General features: G+C 65.3%; 16 protein-coding genes. 12 read left to right on the forward strand and 4 right to left on the reverse strand.

Translation table 11 applies throughout. From position 1 onward, the window contains the following. Positions 1–21 precede the first annotated feature (21 nt). From AU175_RS19895 to AU175_RS22070, 3 genes are all read right to left on the reverse strand, one after another. Positions 22–723 (reverse strand): esterase/lipase family protein, encoded by a 702-nt coding sequence (locus tag AU175_RS19895; protein ID WP_082979297.1) that lies wholly within the window; start codon positions 721–723, stop codon positions 22–24. Positions 724–804: 81 nt separating this feature from the next. Then, positions 805–2,022, reverse strand: a complete 1,218-nt coding sequence (locus AU175_RS19900) for an MFS transporter (protein WP_066293688.1) — start codon at positions 2,020–2,022, stop codon at positions 805–807. A gap of 97 nt (positions 2,023–2,119) precedes the next feature. Next, positions 2,120–4,024, reverse strand: coding sequence for a hypothetical protein (locus AU175_RS22070; RefSeq protein WP_231938661.1), 1,905 nt, complete (start codon positions 4,022–4,024; stop codon positions 2,120–2,122). Positions 4,025–4,250: 226 nt separating this feature from the next. On the opposite strand from AU175_RS22070, the gene AU175_RS19910 reads away from it, so the two are divergent. The 12 genes from AU175_RS19910 (at position 4,251) to AU175_RS19960 (ending at position 15,328) form a co-directional block, all read left to right on the forward strand. Beyond that, the gene (locus AU175_RS19910; protein WP_066293696.1) at positions 4,251–4,604 is read left to right on the forward strand and encodes a hypothetical protein; all 354 of its coding nucleotides are present in this window, start codon (positions 4,251–4,253) and stop codon (positions 4,602–4,604) included. 253 nt (positions 4,605–4,857) lie between these two features. Continuing rightward, positions 4,858–5,064, forward strand: coding sequence for an ANTAR domain-containing protein (locus AU175_RS21500; protein WP_331711965.1), 207 nt, complete (start codon positions 4,858–4,860; stop codon positions 5,062–5,064). 27 nt (positions 5,065–5,091) lie between these two features. Then, positions 5,092–5,502: an Hpt domain-containing protein gene (locus AU175_RS19915; RefSeq protein ID WP_066293699.1), complete on the forward strand. Its 411-nt coding sequence runs from the start codon at positions 5,092–5,094 to the stop codon at positions 5,500–5,502. 175 nt (positions 5,503–5,677) lie between these two features. Then, positions 5,678–6,001 carry a hypothetical protein gene (locus AU175_RS19920; protein WP_066293701.1) on the forward strand — a complete coding sequence of 108 codons (324 nt, stop codon included), beginning with the start codon at positions 5,678–5,680 and terminating at the stop codon, positions 5,999–6,001. Between the two features lie 182 nt (positions 6,002–6,183). After that, positions 6,184–7,188 carry a LacI family DNA-binding transcriptional regulator gene (locus tag AU175_RS19925; protein ID WP_066293704.1) on the forward strand — a complete coding sequence of 335 codons (1,005 nt, stop codon included), beginning with the start codon at positions 6,184–6,186 and terminating at the stop codon, positions 7,186–7,188. Between the two features lie 287 nt (positions 7,189–7,475). Further along, positions 7,476–8,495, forward strand: a complete 1,020-nt coding sequence (locus tag AU175_RS19930) for a LacI family DNA-binding transcriptional regulator (protein WP_066293707.1) — start codon at positions 7,476–7,478, stop codon at positions 8,493–8,495. Positions 8,496–8,587: 92 nt separating this feature from the next. Then, positions 8,588–9,892, forward strand: a complete 1,305-nt coding sequence (locus AU175_RS19935; protein WP_066293710.1) for an ABC transporter substrate-binding protein — start codon at positions 8,588–8,590, stop codon at positions 9,890–9,892. Then, positions 9,889–10,845 (forward strand): carbohydrate ABC transporter permease, encoded by a 957-nt coding sequence (locus tag AU175_RS19940; RefSeq protein WP_082979299.1) that lies wholly within the window; start codon positions 9,889–9,891, stop codon positions 10,843–10,845. The genes AU175_RS19935 and AU175_RS19940 overlap by 4 nt, the downstream gene beginning before the upstream one ends. Further along, positions 10,838–11,758 (forward strand): carbohydrate ABC transporter permease, encoded by a 921-nt coding sequence (locus tag AU175_RS19945; protein WP_082979300.1) that lies wholly within the window; start codon positions 10,838–10,840, stop codon positions 11,756–11,758. The genes AU175_RS19940 and AU175_RS19945 overlap by 8 nt, the downstream gene beginning before the upstream one ends. 28 nt (positions 11,759–11,786) lie before the next feature. Next, the gene (locus tag AU175_RS19950; protein WP_066293711.1) at positions 11,787–13,151 is read left to right on the forward strand and encodes a glycoside hydrolase family 172 protein; all 1,365 of its coding nucleotides are present in this window, start codon (positions 11,787–11,789) and stop codon (positions 13,149–13,151) included. A 43-nt stretch (positions 13,152–13,194) separates the two neighbouring features. Continuing rightward, positions 13,195–14,541 (forward strand): glycoside hydrolase family 32 protein, encoded by a 1,347-nt coding sequence (locus tag AU175_RS19955; protein ID WP_066293713.1) that lies wholly within the window; start codon positions 13,195–13,197, stop codon positions 14,539–14,541. A gap of 34 nt (positions 14,542–14,575) precedes the next feature. Further along, positions 14,576–15,328: an SDR family oxidoreductase gene (locus tag AU175_RS19960; RefSeq protein WP_066293715.1), complete on the forward strand. Its 753-nt coding sequence runs from the start codon at positions 14,576–14,578 to the stop codon at positions 15,326–15,328. Here the strand turns inward: AU175_RS19960 and AU175_RS19965 are convergent. Beyond that, complete coding sequence (locus AU175_RS19965; RefSeq protein WP_066293722.1) at positions 15,325–16,254, reverse strand: CPBP family intramembrane glutamic endopeptidase; 930 nt, start codon at positions 16,252–16,254, stop codon at positions 15,325–15,327. The genes AU175_RS19960 and AU175_RS19965 overlap by 4 nt on opposite strands. Positions 16,255–16,579 lie beyond the last annotated feature (325 nt).

Raw genomic sequence — 16,579 nt, forward strand, 5'->3', positions numbered from 1 at the left:
CGCCGCGCGAGGCCGAAGCGGTCAGTCGCCGTCGGAAGCCCTTAGCTGCTCCACGATGATCCGCGACGTCTCGGGTTCGCCCAGGATCCGGAAGTGCCCCGCGGCGGGGAGCTGGATATTCGTGGCTCCCGGCAGGACGCTGCCTTCGGGGATGTGCGGATCGAAGACGCCGTAGATGGAGCTGATCCGGCTGTTGACGGCCTCTTCCCGGGCCATCTGCACCGTCAGGGCGTTCCGCGGCGAGAAGATCCGCAGGCTGGGCAGCAGCATGTAGCGCGCGTACCGGGATCCGGAGAACGGCGTGCAGATGGTGATCATGCGCCGGACACGGTGCTCGGGGTCCAGGGAAAGCATGACGTATTTTCCGATCAAACCGCCCTTGCTGTGCGCCACGATGGACGCGTCCGTCAGGCCGGCTTCTTCGAGGTGCTGCGCCACCAGCCGTGCGGCGACGGGCACTTGCAGCTTGTTCCGCTGCAGCATGGTCACCACGTGGACGGGATGCCCGGCGTCGTGGATTGCGTGGATGACGGGCAGCATGAACTGCCAGTTTTCGTAGACCCCGGGAATGATCACGACCGGACTGAGATGTCCCTGGTGGAAGGACCCCGGCTGGATGCGCGACAGGATGCCGCGGGCCTGCCAGCCAGCGGCATACAGATAGTCCTGCGCCCACCACAGGCCCTTCCGCAGAGGTCCGCTCACACCGGCAATCTCACCCATCTGTTGAGGATAGCCGCTTTGGGTGCCCTGCCGGGTCCAGCCCTGCCGGGCTCAGTCCTGCCGGGCCCAGCCCTGCCGGGCTCAGTAGTTCCGGCGGTGCCTGAGGCGGGGAATGACGACGGCGAACACGGCCGCCGCCGCAAAGCCCAGGATGCCGGTGGCTGAGACCCCCGCGCCCAGCGTCGCAACCGCCGTCACCCCCGAGAGGAGGAGGGGCCCGCCGGTGGATCCGGCGTCGGACATAAACCGCCAGAGGCCCAGGAACTGGCCGCGGCCGCGGTCCGGCGAGAAGTCGGCGCCGAGGGTCATCACCAGGCCGGAGCTGATGCCGTTGCCGAACCCAATGAGCATCCCGACGAGGAGCAGGCCGGTGAATCCGCCCGTCAGGGGTATGAGCAGCAGGGCTATTCCCATGATCGCCGTGGACGGAATGGCCACCCATTGCCGGCCGCGCCGGTCCATGAGTTTGCCGGCGGGATAGAACACCAACATGTCGATAGCGCCGGAGACGCCGTAGATCAGGGAGGCCTGCGTGGCGTCCATGCCCAGGTGGTCCGCCCAGAGCGGGATGACCACCTGCCGGGAGGACCGCAGCGCGCTGAGCAGCAGGATGCCTATTCCCAGGCTGAACAGGATCCCCGCGTGGGAAACGGCAACGCTGCGGAGGGTGGGCTGCGGGCCGGGGTCGGTTCCCTCCGCGGGGGCGGCAACCTCGAGGTCCGGGATGGTCACGGACAACACGGCGGCCCCCACCATGGCGATGACGCCCACCCAGTACGCGCCGCTGAGGCCGGCGAACTGGATGACGACGGCGCCGGCAAAGGGTCCGATGAACACGCCGATACGGTTCACGCCACCCAGCGTGGACAGCGCCCGCGCCCTGTAGTCGAGCGGAACGGCCTCCGTCAGGTACTTCTGCCGGGCCAGGCCAAACACGCTGGACGACATGCCCACCACCACCATCGCCGCCGCCAGCAGCCAGATGCCGTCCTCAACCAGGGGCGCCAGCGCGGCGGCCACCAGGGCGAGCGCAGCAGCGGCCGACGCGCCAACAATGGACCAGCGTTCGCCGAACTTCAGTGTCACCAGGGACGCCGGCAGGTTGAAGAACCAGGATCCGAGCCCGATCAGGGTCACAATCAGGGCCGCAACCGCCACCGACGCGCCCAGGTCACGGGCGGACAGCGCCACAATCGGCATGGCCGCCCCGGTACCGATCCCGAACAGCAGGGTGGGTCCAAAAGCGGCGACGGCGATGCTGCGGAGGCTGAACGGCTGGGGGTCATCGGGCGAAGTCATCAGATTTATCCTATGACCGGGGCCCGTCAGCCCCAGCCCGAAACGTCCGACGGCGGACCTGCGCTTCGTCACATGCCGCACCTGTCCTGGCGGCGCGCTATCCAGTGGCGGGCTGCTCCCCGGCAGGTTCGGCTGCCGCGAGCTCATCCGCCGGCTCCTCGGCCGCCGGCTCCTCGGCCGCCGGCTCCTCGGCCGCCGGCTCCTCGGCCCCCGAGCCCTGGGGCACTCGGGCCGCCAGCCCGGCGATGCCGGTCTTGGTGAAGCACACAGCCCATAGTGCTGCTCCGGCCGCATAGGCCACCAGCCATGGCCAGGATGGGCGGACGATCAGAATCGGCAGCACCACCCCGAGCGCCGCAGCACTTCCCAAATAGCCGGCAACGTTCCACCAAGGGTTTCCGGGCGAGGAGCCCGGGACGCTGGAGAGGCTGACTGAGGCTTTGTACCGCCGTTCGAGCCGCCCGTGGAACCGCCCCCACACGGGTCCGTTAAGCAACCCGATGACGACGGCGGCAATCACCGCTGCGGCCATGGCCAGTATGAGCCAATCGGCCGGACTGTTCCAGTGGTACGTGGCGCCTGAGCACAGCCAGGACGACCACCACGGATCCTGCCCTCCTTCGCCGGTACCGCACCGTACAGCGGCCCGCGCCCAGCCCATGGACCCCAGCCAAGAGAGGACCGAGGGCGCGCCGATGGCCCCCGTGAGGACAGCCAGCAGCCTCGTGACACCAAGGCTCTTGACCATCACACGGTGGGGCTTGAGCCGGCCGTCGTTCTCGATCCCCGGGAATGCAAGGACGCGGGGGTCGCTGCCAAATTCTGCAACGGGTTGGCTGGGCGGATCGAAGATGAGCCGGGCCAGCGGATCAATAACTTCAATGCGGTTCCGCGAGTACACAATGTGGTCATAGATCAGCGCTGACCGGTTGTAGACGGGATGCTCTTCGGGCCCGGGCCCACCGTCGCCGTCGTCGTCGCGGTTGTAGATTTCCGCGAAAAGCGGCAGCCGGCCGCCAGCAGCGGTGGCAATCGGGCCGGCCGGGACGAAGTCGAACTTGCCCCAGACGTTGATCCACCGGGGCCGATCCGGCACCGGCAGGGCAAGCCAGTCAGCCACCGGTCCGTGCCCGTCCGGACCGCCCCATTGGGCATAGCCGAGGAGGTCCAGGCCGCTGCCTACGGTGACGAAGTTGGTAACCTTGCCCCGGTTTTCGCTGTCCTGGAAGAGCAACTGGCCCGCTATCGCAGCACCCTGGCTGTGGGCCACAACAGTAATCGGTACTTTCAGGCCATGGTTCCAGCGGCGCAGCGTGTCCCGAACGCGCTGCCGCATCGCCGCAGCCTGCAGCGGCTTGCGCTTCCAGACCGTTGGATCGCCGAGGAAGTCGGCGAAAAGCGAAACGAAACTCCCCACCCAGCGGCCCAGGACCGGAACTTTCGCCAGCAGGATAGCGAGCCACAGCAGGAACAGCGCGGCGGCCACAAGGATAAATCCGACTGCGTACGCCACGAGGGGAAGGACAGCATGTAGGAACTTCGTTCCGAGCCACCGCAGGCTACTGAGGTTCCTCGTCCCGGGGTAGAGGTTCCACCGCAGTAAATCTACGGACCGTGTGTACACCTTCCAGGCTGTGCCCAATGCCCAGGAAAAAGTCGCCGAAGCAGTAGCGGGTTCGAAGTCCTTTCCCCAGGACGCCTCGGTCATCAGGACGTTCAGGTAGTGCGGCGTCCCGTCAGCGTTATATCCCTTGAGAACCTTAACCCAGGCCTCCGGGGCATGCCCGACGGCGTCGGCACTGGTAATAGTCAGCGCGGGCTTCTCCGCGTTCCCGGTGCTGTGGACTGACAGATCGTGCAGGCTGAGCATCAACGGCTGGGCCCACTCCTGGAGCGCGCCGCCCTTGAGCGCTTTGCCCATGCCGTGGACGAAGACCACCACATGGTCCGGCAAGCCGGTCATGCCCTGTGGAAAGCCGGTTTTCGCAGTTGCGGCGTCCACACTTCCTGAGCTGCTGTGGTTTCCCATGGCTAATGATCCACCCGGCTTAGAGCGCCAAGCCAGCACATTTCCCGCATTCCCAGTCGCATTTCCACAGTCATGGACGGGCCGCCGGGTCCGCGGGAAACTTCGCAGAATTTAGGGGGGTCACAAGACGCCCTTTGAGGACTACCGTTTGCCTTGGGGGACACTGCTACCCGTTCTCCGCAACCAATAGGGAGGTCTCATGGGGGACGTATGGCTCCGGACCATCAGCAACAGCCTGGTTCGTGCGCAAAGTGTCACTGAAATAGCATCAACCCGCGGGTCGCTGCACGAGGAGCAGGGGTTTTCGCTGAAGGTCATCGTGCAGGGCAAGGGCCACGTCCTCATCGATGACAGCGACCTGCAGGGCACACTGTCCGAGCGGCTTGAGTACGCCCGGCATCTGGAGGACGCCCTGCTGCTCGCCATTGATGGAGCCCGGATCGCAGTAGCGTCCGTGGTGGTCAGCTTCGAGCCGGAAAGCCAGCGCTGGTCACTGGCGGCAGCGCCGGAACTGGTGGGCGGCCTGGCCAACGAGTTGAAGGCGTCCTTGTAAACAGGTTCGACGGCTCAACCTCGCTGACCTTTCCGCCGACGGCGTTGGCGCCGGCGGCGTTGGCGTGCACGCCAACGCCGCCGGAGAGTCCATCGCGCCGTTCACCGGGACCGCTGGCGGGCTGAACAACATACCTCCAAAACGGCTGGTCATGTGTCCGAAGTATCGTCGCGTCAAAAATAGAGTACTCACTACTCGTGTCTTCCCCTTTCCCGCCGCGTAAGTTTCATGGGGAGTCCAGCGGGACTTGGAGGTGTCCATTTTCCAAGGGGCAGGTCATGTACTTTGGTCTTCGGCCGCGTGCGGAGTAATCATGGGGCAGAACTGCTGCTCCTCTGAGGCGGCCTTCCAACTCCTCGCCCTGGCTTCCAGCCACCGCAACGCCAAGGCCCGTGTGGTTGCCGAAACCATCCTGAACACCCTGCCCCGCGGAACGCCCGCCGCCCATTTCGCGGACTAAGGTCATCGCTTCCACGAAGGGACAGCCATGACGGAGCCCGACGGCCATACCCGGCCCCTTCTGGACCAGTCCGTGCTGGACAGGCTGCGCACTGAACTGGCTGGCGATGACGGGGTTTGGCGGGTGTTTGTGCAGAACTTCATGGCACACTTGCCGAACCGGGTCGAAAGGCTGCGGCTTACCCTGACCACAGGAGACCTTCCTGGTGCACTGGATGCGGTTCTCAGCCTCAAGACATCCAGCCAGATGGTAGGTGCCGAACGCCTCGCGGGCCTTGCCATGAACCTGGAGCGGGCCCTTCGGGAAGAGGCGTCCCATACGGACCCTGACAGGGTCTTGCCGCTGCTGGCAGCGGCCCACCTGAGGCGGATCCGGTCATGCGCCCGGCAGACAACGTATTTGTTGCGCGATTACCTCCAGTCAAAACCCGGCCACTGAGGTAATAGCCAGTGAGGCGAATGAAACAATCGATGGATATGTTGCGTGCATCACATAAGTTGCCTACTCTGAATGAGGCTGCAAAGGCGCAGCCACCCAGGGTTCGACTGCAGCGTCGCAGGAGCCCAGGGGAACGGTTGCAGAGTCGCAGCCACATAGGGGAAGGCAGTACATCTTGACCGATAAGCTCAATGTTCTCGTCCGTGTTGACCTCGACCACGCCAGGGCCCAGGTCCAGGCTAAGGGCCACGTCACCGTCCACAACCTCCAAGCGCTTTACGTCGTGGTAAAACGCGCCAACGCCCTGAAGGAGGGCCTGGACCTGGAGCTGGATATCACCAAAGCCCATGTTGATCCGGAAGCACTGGAACAGCTCCAGGACTGCTCCCGGACCCACCACCTCCCGGCCAAAATCGATCCGCGCCAGTCGCACTGCACCCTCAGCGTGCTGCCTCCGCGGCACACGGACACCATGCGGAGCCAACTCCTGGCCGCCTGACCCGGCCCGCCCCCGCGCCTCGGGGAGCGCTGCCATTGTCGTCATCAAGGGCCCCGTCCTTCCTGGAGCAAGCCTCACGAACACGAAGGGCGGGACCTTGCCCTCTCCGCACCCCTCCCGTCTGTAAACTGGCGGAGGCTATGCGAAACGTTCGCGTAAACGATTCCCCGAGGGCGGCGACGATGACGACGATGGTAAAAGTGGCCAAGCTTGCGGGCGTCTCCATCTCCACCGTTTCCCACGTCCTCAACGGGACCCGGCACGTGAACGACGAAACGCGGCAGCGGGTGCTGAAGGCCATCGAGGAAACCTCCTACCGGCAGGACGCGCTGGCCCGTGCCATGCGCCGCTCCCGGACAGACAGCATCGGCCTGATAGTGTCCGACGGCGGGGAGCCGGCTTTTGCCGAAATGATCCGGGGCGTGGAGGCAACAGCCGCCAGCCAGGGCATCACGTTGCTCCTCGCCAACTCAGCGGAAGACCCACAGCGGGAGGCGCGGGCCGTCCAGGCACTCCTCGAGCGCCGGGTGGACGGGCTCATCCTGGCCCGTGCGGCCGGCTCCGGGCCGGATGCCATCGCGGAGTTCGCCGACCAGGACACCCCTCTGGTGTTGATGGACCGGCTGTCCGATGACCCGTTTGACCAGGTCGGTGTCGAAAACCGCGCGCCCATCACGGAACTGGTGGAACACCTCGTATCGCAGGGCCACCAACGAATTCTGCTGATTGCCGGGGACACAAGGGTTGCCACCCTGCGCGAACGGCATGAGGCCTTCCAGGAAGCCATGACGGCGGCCGGCATCGGAAAAGCCGACCGGCTGACAGTCATCGCCGGGGAACCGGAAGCAACCGACGCCGGCATCTCAAAGGCACTGTCCGCAGCCAAACCGCCTACCGCCGTCATCGCTTGCAGCACCGTCCTGGCCGCCGCGGCGCTCCGCCAGATCCAACAGCGGGGCCTGCGGATGCCGGAGGACATCGCCTTCGCCACCTTCGACGGCTTCGCCTACGCGGACCTGTTCGAACCACAGCTCACAACCGTCCGCCAGCCCGCCTTCCAGGTCGGCGCCACCGCGGCCGAGCTGTTGGCGAAGCGGATCGCGGACAAGTCAACGCAACCCTCGATTATTCGGCTGGCACCCACCATCGAATACCGCGCCTCCACCGGCCCAAGGTCCGGCTCCTAAGCAACCTCCCCACCAGGCGCGAACGTACAGTTGAGGCCCTAGGCGCGGGGCCTCAACTGTACGTTCGCGCCAAAGGGCGGGGCCTCAACTGTACGTTCGCGCGTCCGGCCGTGCTATGCCCCCTGTTGCGCTGCCACTTGCGGCTGCCATTCGGGGGTTTTGGCGACCCTCTTGTGATAGAGCAACCGCAGGGCAATCAAGAAACTTCTCTGTGACCCATTGCACATCGAAACGTTTGTCTCTACTATCGAAACGTTCGCGCAATCGTTTCGCTAGAAGGAGTCACAGTGGCAACCATCGTCGATGTCGCATCACTTGCCGGCGTTTCGACGTCCACTGTGTCGCACGTCCTCAACGACACCAGGCACGTCGAGCCGGAAACCAAAGAGCGCGTCATGAGCGCTGTGAAGGCCACCGGTTACCGGCGGGACGTCCTGGCCCGTTCCATGCGCCGTGCCAGGACCGACTCCATCGGCCTGGTGGTCTCGGATGCCGGGGAACCGGCCTTCGCGGACATGGTGCACGGTGTGGAAGAAGCAGCCGCGCAGAACGGCCTGTCCCTCCTGCTGGCCAACTCGGCGGAAGATCCCGCCCGGGAGCGTGCAGCCGTGGAGGCCCTCCTGGACCGCCGCGTGGATGGCCTGATCATCGCCAGGGCAGCCGGTTCAAGCGCCGGGCTGCTCAAGCGGATCCGCGAAGAGAAGAAGCCCCTGGTCCTGCTGGACCGGCTCGCGGACCTGGACGCCGAAGCAGGACACATCGACCAGGTGGGGGTCAACAACCAGTCCGCCATGGCAGCCCTGGTCGACCACCTCACCGTCCGCGGCCACGAACGGATCCTGCTCATCTCGGGTGACCTGCGGGTCTCCTCACTCCGCGAGCGCTACGACAGTTTCCGCGGCGCCATGGAGGAGCGCGGCCTGGAGGTCCCGGCCGGCCTGCTCTGCGAAGGCACGGTCACAGCGGCCGCCACCTTTGAGCGCGTGCGGTCGGTGCTCGGCCGTTCCACGCAGAACAGGGAACGTCCGACGGCGATCCTCGCCTGCAGCACGCTGCTGGCTGCGGGTGCCTTGCGGGCTTTGCAGCATGAGGGTTTCCGGGTGCCCGGAACCATGGCGTTCGCAACGTTCGACGGCTTCACCTACTCGGACCTGTTCCAACCCCAGATCACCACCGTCCGCCAGCCGGCTTTCCAGTTGGGCGAAAGCGCCGTCAGCCTCCTTCTCAGGCGCCTGAACAACCCTTCCGCCCCCGCCAAGATCCTTCGGCTTGAGTCCCAGATCGAATTCCGCAGCTCCACTTCCTGACAGCTCCACCAGCAAAACCACGCAACAAAAACAAACCAAACCCATCGCATCCCGTCAGCGCCCTTGAAGCGCCGCATGCAAAGGAGCATCACATGAGAAAAACAGTCCGCACCTCCATCGCCACGGCGGCAGCCGTGGCCCTGCTGGCCCTCACCGCCTGCGGGAGCGCCACGGAGACGGCAGCGCCGGCCGCAGACGGGCCATACTCGGCCCCCGCCAAGGACATCACTGCCACCATCTCCGTCTCCAACTGGGGCGATCCCGGCGACAAGGCCGTGTACGACGGCGTGGCCGAACGCTTCAAGGAGAAGTATCCGAACGTCACGGTGAACAACAACTTCACCCCCATCACCACGTGGACCGAATACGTGAACAAGCTGGTCACCCAGGCCGCGGCCGGGCAGGCTCCGGACGTCATCAACATCGCCACGGAGGGCGTGGAACTGGGCCTGGCCAACGAACTCTTCAGCCCCCTGGACGGCTTCCTCAAGAACGACCCCGAAGCCAAGTCCCTGCATGCGGACATCGATCCGAAGCTGCTGGAGGGATTCAGCAAGGACGGCTCCACCTACCTGATGCCCAACACGTTCAACACCATGGTGATCTACTACAACACCAAGATGTTCGAGGCCGCCGGCATCGAGCGGCCCGGCGATGACTGGACCTGGGACGAGTTCCTGGAGATCTCCAAGAAACTGACCACAGGTTCCGGTGCGGACAAGGTGTACGGGTTCGCCATGCCGTACTACTCGTTCGGCATCACCCCGTGGCTGTACTCCAACGGCACCTCCATGATGAGCGAGGACCTGGAAACGGCCACGCTGACGGATGAGAAGGTCAAGGAGACCGTGGGCTGGGTCCGGGACCTGGTCACCGAACACGGGGTGTCCCCGCAGCCGAAGGGATCGGACCCCTACCAGCTGTTCCCCGCAGGCAAAGCGGCCATGACCGGCGCCGGGCACTTCGTCACCGGCGGCTTCGAAAAGGCGGGCTTCGAAGACTACGACATCCTGCCGTGGCCGAAGGGAACCACCAAGTCCACCGTCTTTGGCGCCGGCGCGTTCGCCGTCTCCAAAGCCTCCAAGAACCAGGAGCTGTCCTGGGAGTTCATCAAGATGCTCACCGACCAGCAGACGCAAAAGCAGTGGGCCGACGCCGGCGCCGCCGTCCCGTCCACCAAGACTGCCGCTTCGTCACCGGAGTTCCTGGCCTCCCCCGAGCACGCCGAGGAGTTCTACAACTCCCTGTCCTATGCCAAGCCGGTAGCCGCCCCGGGCGTCTACAACGTGCTGGATCCGGCGTTCATGCGGGCCATGGACGAGATCATGTCCGGCCAGGACATCGGCTCGTCCCTGGAGAAGGCCCAGAAGGATGTTGAGGAGGCGTTGCAGCAGTGACCTTGACTGCCCCCAAAACCGCGCTGCCGCCCGCGCCCGCTTCCGGGCGCGGGGGGCAACCCGGGCACCGAACCGCCGCCCGGCGTCGGGAAGCCCTCACCGGGTACCTGTTCACCGCCCCCACCATCATCGGCTTCCTGGTCTTTATCCTCGGACCGCTGGTGGCCGCCCTGTACCTGAGCCTGACGAAGTACAACATCCTCACCGCCCCCAAGTTCGTGGGGCTGGACAACTACGCCCGCATGTTCCGGGACGAGCGGCTGGCCACCACGTACGGCAACACGGTGCTCTACGTGGGCGCCGCCGTCGTACTGATCAACGGGTTCGCGCTCCTGTTCGCCGTGCTGATCAACCAGCGGCTCCCCCGGGCCCTGACCTACGTGTTCCGCTCCGCGTACTTCTTCCCGTACCTGGTGGCGCTGGTGTACGTGTCCATCATCTGGCAGGCGCTGTTCCAGAAGGACACGGGCATCCTGAACTACTACCTCACCGCGCTGGGCGGGGAACGGATCGACTGGCTCAACAGCTCGGAGTTCTCCAAGGTCTCGGTGATCATCGTGGACACGTGGCGGAACGTGGGGTTCGCGATGCTGATCTTCGTGGCAGCGCTGCAGGAAGTCCCCAAGGACATGGTGGAGGCCGCGCGGATGGACGGTGCCAACGAGTGGCAGGTCTTCCGCCGGATCACCCTGCCGATGATCAGCCAGGCGACGTTCTTCAACATCACCATCACCATCATCGGAGCGTTCCAGATCTACGAATCGATCATCGTGCTCACCCGGGGCGGCCCGGGCGACGCCAGCCGCAGCGTGGTGATGTACATCGCCGAAGTGGCCTTCAACAAGTTCGATATGGGCTACGCCTCAGCCATCGCGGTCACACTGTTCGTCATCATCATGCTGGTGACCATGGTGCAGTTCCGCCTTAGGAAGTCATGGGTGAACAATGAGTAACACCACAGTCCTTCCGTCCCGGCCAGGTGCCGGAGGACCGGGTGCCGGAGCGTCCGGCAAAGAAAAAGACGTACGACGGCGGCGGCCCGGCCCCACGGTCGGCAAGAGTATTTCGGTGGTGCTGCTGGTCCTGGGCGCCATCGGGATGATCGCACCGTTCCTGTGGATGTTCACCACCTCGCTCCGGGACGCCAGCCAGGCCTACGACCTGCCGCCGCAGTGGCTGCCCACCGAATGGGACTGGTCCAATTACGCCGACGCCGTCAGCGGACCCGTGCCGATCCTCAGGAACATGTTCAACAGCGCTGTCATCGCCATCGCTGTCAGCATCGGCATGATCATCACCGCGCCCATGGCCGGCTACGCGTTCGCGAAGCTGGACTTCCCCGGCCGCAACTCGATCTTTGTGGGCCTGCTGTCCTCGCTGATGGTGCCGGCCCAGGTGACCATCATTCCGCTGTTCCTCCTGATGCGGACCTTCGGACTGCTGGACAACCCGCTCAGCCTGATCCTGCCCGGCATCACCGGGGCCCTGGGTGTGTTCCTGCTGCGGCAGTTCTTCCTGGGCCTGCCGCAGGAGATCATCGACGCCGCCCGGATGGACGGCGCCACCGCCTGGCAGACCTACCGGCTGATCGCGCTGCCGCTGGCCAAGAACGCCGTGAGCACCCTGGGTGTGATCACGTTCCTGGGCAGCTGGAACGCCTACTTCGCCCCGTCGATCTTCCTGAACAGCACGGACACCGCCACGCTGCCGCTGGGCCTGGTCCTCATGCTCGGCCCGTACGGCGCCGGCAACGTGGCCCAGGTGATGGCAGCCACCACCATCGCCATCGCGCCGGCGCTCATCGTCTTCCTCGTGGCGCAGCGGTGGATCATCGCCAGCCTCACCCAATCAGCCGTCAAGGGCTGACCAACTTTCCCGAAAGGTTAAACCACATATGTCTTCATCGCCCCGCTCGGGCCTGCTCTCGAGCCTCACCAAGCTCTCCACCGCCCGCACCGCCCGCGCCTCCAGCTGGGACCAGACCGGCCGGAACCGCGACAACTGGATCGTCATGCCCGGCGAGGAACGCGTCCTGGCGGACATCGAGGGCCCGGGCTCCATCACGCACATCTGGATGACCCAGTCGTGCCGGATCCAGCCGGGCCCCGGCCAGATCTCCCCCGAACTGGTGGGCGTCCCGATGCTGGAAATCCACAACGCCCTCGGCGTCAGCTGGGAAGTGGTGGACCCGGACTACTACCGGAAGATTGTCATCAGGATGTACTGGGATGACCAGGAGACCCCCAGCGTGATCGCTCCGCTGGGTGACTTCTTCGGCCTGCTGAACTCGCTGTCCGGCTCCTACGATTCCCTGCCGCTCTCCGTCTCGGCCAAGGAAGGGGAACTGAACACCTTCGGCGGCAGCGCGGCGTTCAACAGCTACTTCGAGATGCCCTTCAACTCACGGGCCCGGATCACGGTCGAAAACCAGAACGACATCCCCTACCTGCAGTACTTCTACATCGACTACGAGCTCTTCACCGAGCCGCTGCCGGAGGACACCGCCTACTTCCACGCCCACTGGCGCCGGCAGAAGCCCAACGCCGGCTGGGGCCCGGACCTGCAGACCAACAGCATCGAGGTGGCCATTCCCAACCTCACCGGCGAGGACAACTACGTGGTCCTGGAGACCGAGGGCCAGGGCCACTACGTGGGCTGCAACCTGGCCGTCCGCCACTTCCAGGGCTCCTGGTGGGGCGAAGGCGATGACATGATCTTCATTGACGACGACACCTGGCCGCCCAGCCTGCACGGCACCGGCATGGAGGACTACTTCGGCCATGCCTGGGGCATGCAGCACAACGCCTTCCTGATGAACGGCACCATGGTCCACGAGGAAAACGTGCCGGGCTTCCACCACAGCTACCGCTTCCACCTGACCGATCCCATCCGCTTCCAAAAGCGCATCAAGGTCACGTTCGAGCACGGCCATGCCAACCACCTGTCCGATGACTGGTCTTCCACTGCCTACTGGTACCAGACCCTCCCCTCTCCCCTGCTGGATATCGACGCCGTGGAGGACCGTCTGCCGCTGCGGCCCCGCGACCAGGTGGAGGAGCGCCCGCTGCCGGAACTGACCCCGGCCCAGCAGGCCGCCCGCGACGCCTCCGCCGAACGGATGCGGCAGTTCACCGACGCGCGGGACGCCGTCCGGAACGAACGCCGGGCGGAAATCGACCAGTGGGAGAAGGCCAACGCCGAGCAGGCCCGGGAGGTCCGGCAGCGGTTCCTGGCCGCCAACAGCGTCCCCGTCAGTTAACCCTGTCAGTTAACCCACCCGAGCTACCCACAAAAGGATCAGCATGAACGCGCAGGAACCCCGCCCCGCCTTCCACTTCACCGCCGCCGAAGGATGGATCAACGATCCCCTCGGCGTCACCTGGAAGGACGGCCAGTACCACCTCTTCTACCAGTACGTCCCGGGCCGCACCACGTGGGCCGCCAACTGCCACTGGGGCCACGCCACCTCCCCGGACATGATCGCCTGGACGGAGCAGGGCGTTGCCGTGGCACCCGGAGACGGGGACGACGGCGTCTGGTCGGGTTCCATCGTCACCGGCACCGATGGCGGCGCCACCATGTTCTACACCTCGGTCACCGAACCGGACATCGGCATCGGGACCGTCAGGACCGCTACGCCCGATGACGCCTCCTGGAACTCGTGGACCAAGGGCCCGAAGCTGATGACGGCCCCGGACCTTGGCGTGGTGGCTTACCGGGATCCGTTCGTCTTCCGTGACGGCGGCCAGTGGCGGATGTTTGTCGGCGCCGGGCTGGACGGCGGAACCGCGGCGGCGGTTTCCTACAGCTCCCCGGACCTCTCAGAGTGGACCCTGGACGGCATTGCCGCGCAGAGGGCGGGGACGGAAACAGATCCGGTGTGGACCGGAACCATGTGGGAATGCCCGCAGCTGTTTGAGATTGACGGCTCGCACGTGTTGGTGACCTCCATCTGGGAGGACGACGTCCTGCACTACGTGGCGTACGGTGTGGGCAGCTACTCCGACGGCAGGTTCACCGCACGCTCCTGGGGGCAGCTCAGCTACGGCAAGAGCTACTACGCACCGTCCTTCTTCCGGGACAAGGACGGGACGCCGTCGCTGATTTTCTGGGTCAGGGGCGTCGTCAGCCCCGAGGGGAAGTGGGCCAGCGCCCTGAGCGTGCCGCACACGCTGACGCTCGACGGCGACACCCTGGTGGCTGCCCCGCACGCCGACCTCGAGGGCTACTCCGGCCCCGGCCGCCTGGAGCAGGTGGGCGCTGCGGTTTTCGAGGCAGTGCTCGACGGCGGCGCGGACCTCCGGTGCACGGTTAGCGCCGGGACGGTCATCAGCCTGTCCACCCTGGAGGGGTCCCTGGCCACCCTCCGGCATGATGGCGACGGGATCGAAGTCACGGCCGCCGGGAGCACCGACTTCACCGACGTCTTCTTCCCGGCCGGTGAGGGATCCGAACTGCGGGTCATCATTGACGCCGGCGTGCTGGAAATCTCCTGCCGCCAGGGGATCATGGCGGTCCCCGTGCCCATCGTGGACGTGCCCCTGAAGCTGACGGTAACTGCCGCCATCGGAACGCCCATGCTCCGCACCGTGGCCAACCCGGCCGGAACCGGAGCGATTGAAGATCGGTTCCTCTTGAGTTCGACTTGAGTTCGTCTTGAGCGCCCCGCCATAGAATCTAGGTATGGACATTGCCGTTGCAGGGGGAACCGGAATTGTTGGCCGCCATGTGGTCCGCATCGCAAAGGAACGCGGTCATAACGTCAAGAGCCTGAGCAGGCGGGAGGGCGTGGATCTGGTCAAGGGCACGGGCGTGGGCGCAGCTTTGAAGGGCGTGGACACGGTGATCGACGTGGCCGGTCTCCAGTCCATCCATACGAAGAAGTCCACCGACTTCTTCATGGCCAGCACCGAAAACCTGCAGCAGCACGGCAAGGCGGCCGGCGTCAAGCACCATGTGGTGCTCTCCATTGTGGGCGTGGATAAGGCGCCTGCCGGACTCTATGCGGGGAAGCAGGCTCAGGAAGAGGCCGTCCGCCACGGGGACCTGCCCTGGACCATCCTGCGGGCCACCCAGTTCCACGAATTCGTGGAGCAGGTCCTGGGCCGGACGGCCGTTGGGCCCGCGGTCCTCGTTCCCAAGTTCAGGACCCAGCCCATCGCCGCGGCCGAAGTGGCAGAGGCCCTGGTGGATGCGGCGGAGGCAGGCCCGCAGGGGTTTCTTCCGGATCTGGGCGGCCCCCGCGCCGAGCGGCTCAAGGACCTGGTGGAGAAGTACCTCCGAAAGAAGGGGAAGAAAGGACCTGTCCTGGAAATCACGGCTCCGGGAGTCCTGTGGAAAGCGATGCGCAGCGGCGCCCTGCTCCCGGCGGCGGGTGCCGCCGTCGGACGCCAGACCTTTGACGAGTGGCTGGACGCCCAGCGCAACGGGGGCTAGGAGCCGGCCGACTGGGGCGAGGACCCGGGGATGCCCGCGGGGCGCGGACCCTGTGTCAGGGTTTCAGCCCCGTATTTCTTCAGCACGAAGACGGCGATGGCCCACGGGAGGACGCCGGAGGCCACCTGCGCCATGTAGTTTCCTGACGACAGCACCAGGTAGGACACTACCCAGTTGTAGAAGCCGTGCAGGATGATGATCCAGAACAGGCTGCCGGTGTTGTTGTAGATCCAGGTCAGCACGATCGTCCAGCCAACCACACCGAACGTGAGGCCCAGGATGATGGCTATCGCCAGGGGGACTGTGAGCTGGCCGGCAAGGTAGGGCATGAGCAAGTTCGAGGGCAGGTGCCAGAGGCCCCAGGCGATGCCCAGGATCCAGCTGGCTTTCTCCGCCATGTGGTGCCGCTGCAGTTCAGGCAGCGCATAGCCACGCCATCCCACTTCCTCGGCCAGGCCGGTGAAGATCACCAGGTGCACCAGGAAAGGCAGTGCCAAGGCAAGCGGCACCAACGGGGCATAGTTCAGGTGGAAACCGCCGAGCAGGAATCCCACCGCGACGCTCGCCACAGCGAGGGCAACCGGGATAGCCAGGATAATTGCGATCCAGCGCGCCGGTATCCGCGCCTTGACCATCCGGGAGAACAGTTCCCGGATACCCTCCCTGCCCTGGACCAGCGCGATGACAATGATGCCGGCCAGGGTGGGGCCGAATGAGAAGGAGACGAGCAGGAACACCCAGGCGAATCCGGGGTCCATGGTCCCTTGGATGATGTCCTGGAAGTGGAGCAGGTTCGCCTCGTTGGTGAGGGATTCTCCGCGGCCGGAGGCGAACAGGTACGCCGGGATCTGGATGGACCAGGTGATGGCATACGCCAGGACAAAGAACAACGGCAATTGAAGCCTGCGAACTGCTGTGGATGCCATGCCGGGTACCTCCGCGCGCGTTCGGAACACCTGAAATTTTACGCCTGATGCCGTGCGACGTCCGGTTCCGGTTTGGACGAGGGGCCCCGCGCTGGTGAAACTTGGAACTTCTTGATTGATTCTTGAGCGTTCCTGCGGCGAGCCTTGAGCCTGGCCGTGCACAGTAGTTCGCGTAAGGCCCCTCGCGCTGAGTCCACGGGATGCCAAACTGGGTAAGCTACCCGTGGTGCAAGGGCCTTTTGCCGGGGACACCCGGCGGTCTCGTTGCTTGGCGGTGTCATCACGGTGGCACCGCCAGGCACGACCTCCTTCCCGCCGCCTGAAT

The sequence above is a fragment of the Arthrobacter sp. B6 genome, assembly GCF_001663775.1.
Lineage (GTDB): Bacteria > Actinomycetota > Actinomycetes > Actinomycetales > Micrococcaceae > Arthrobacter.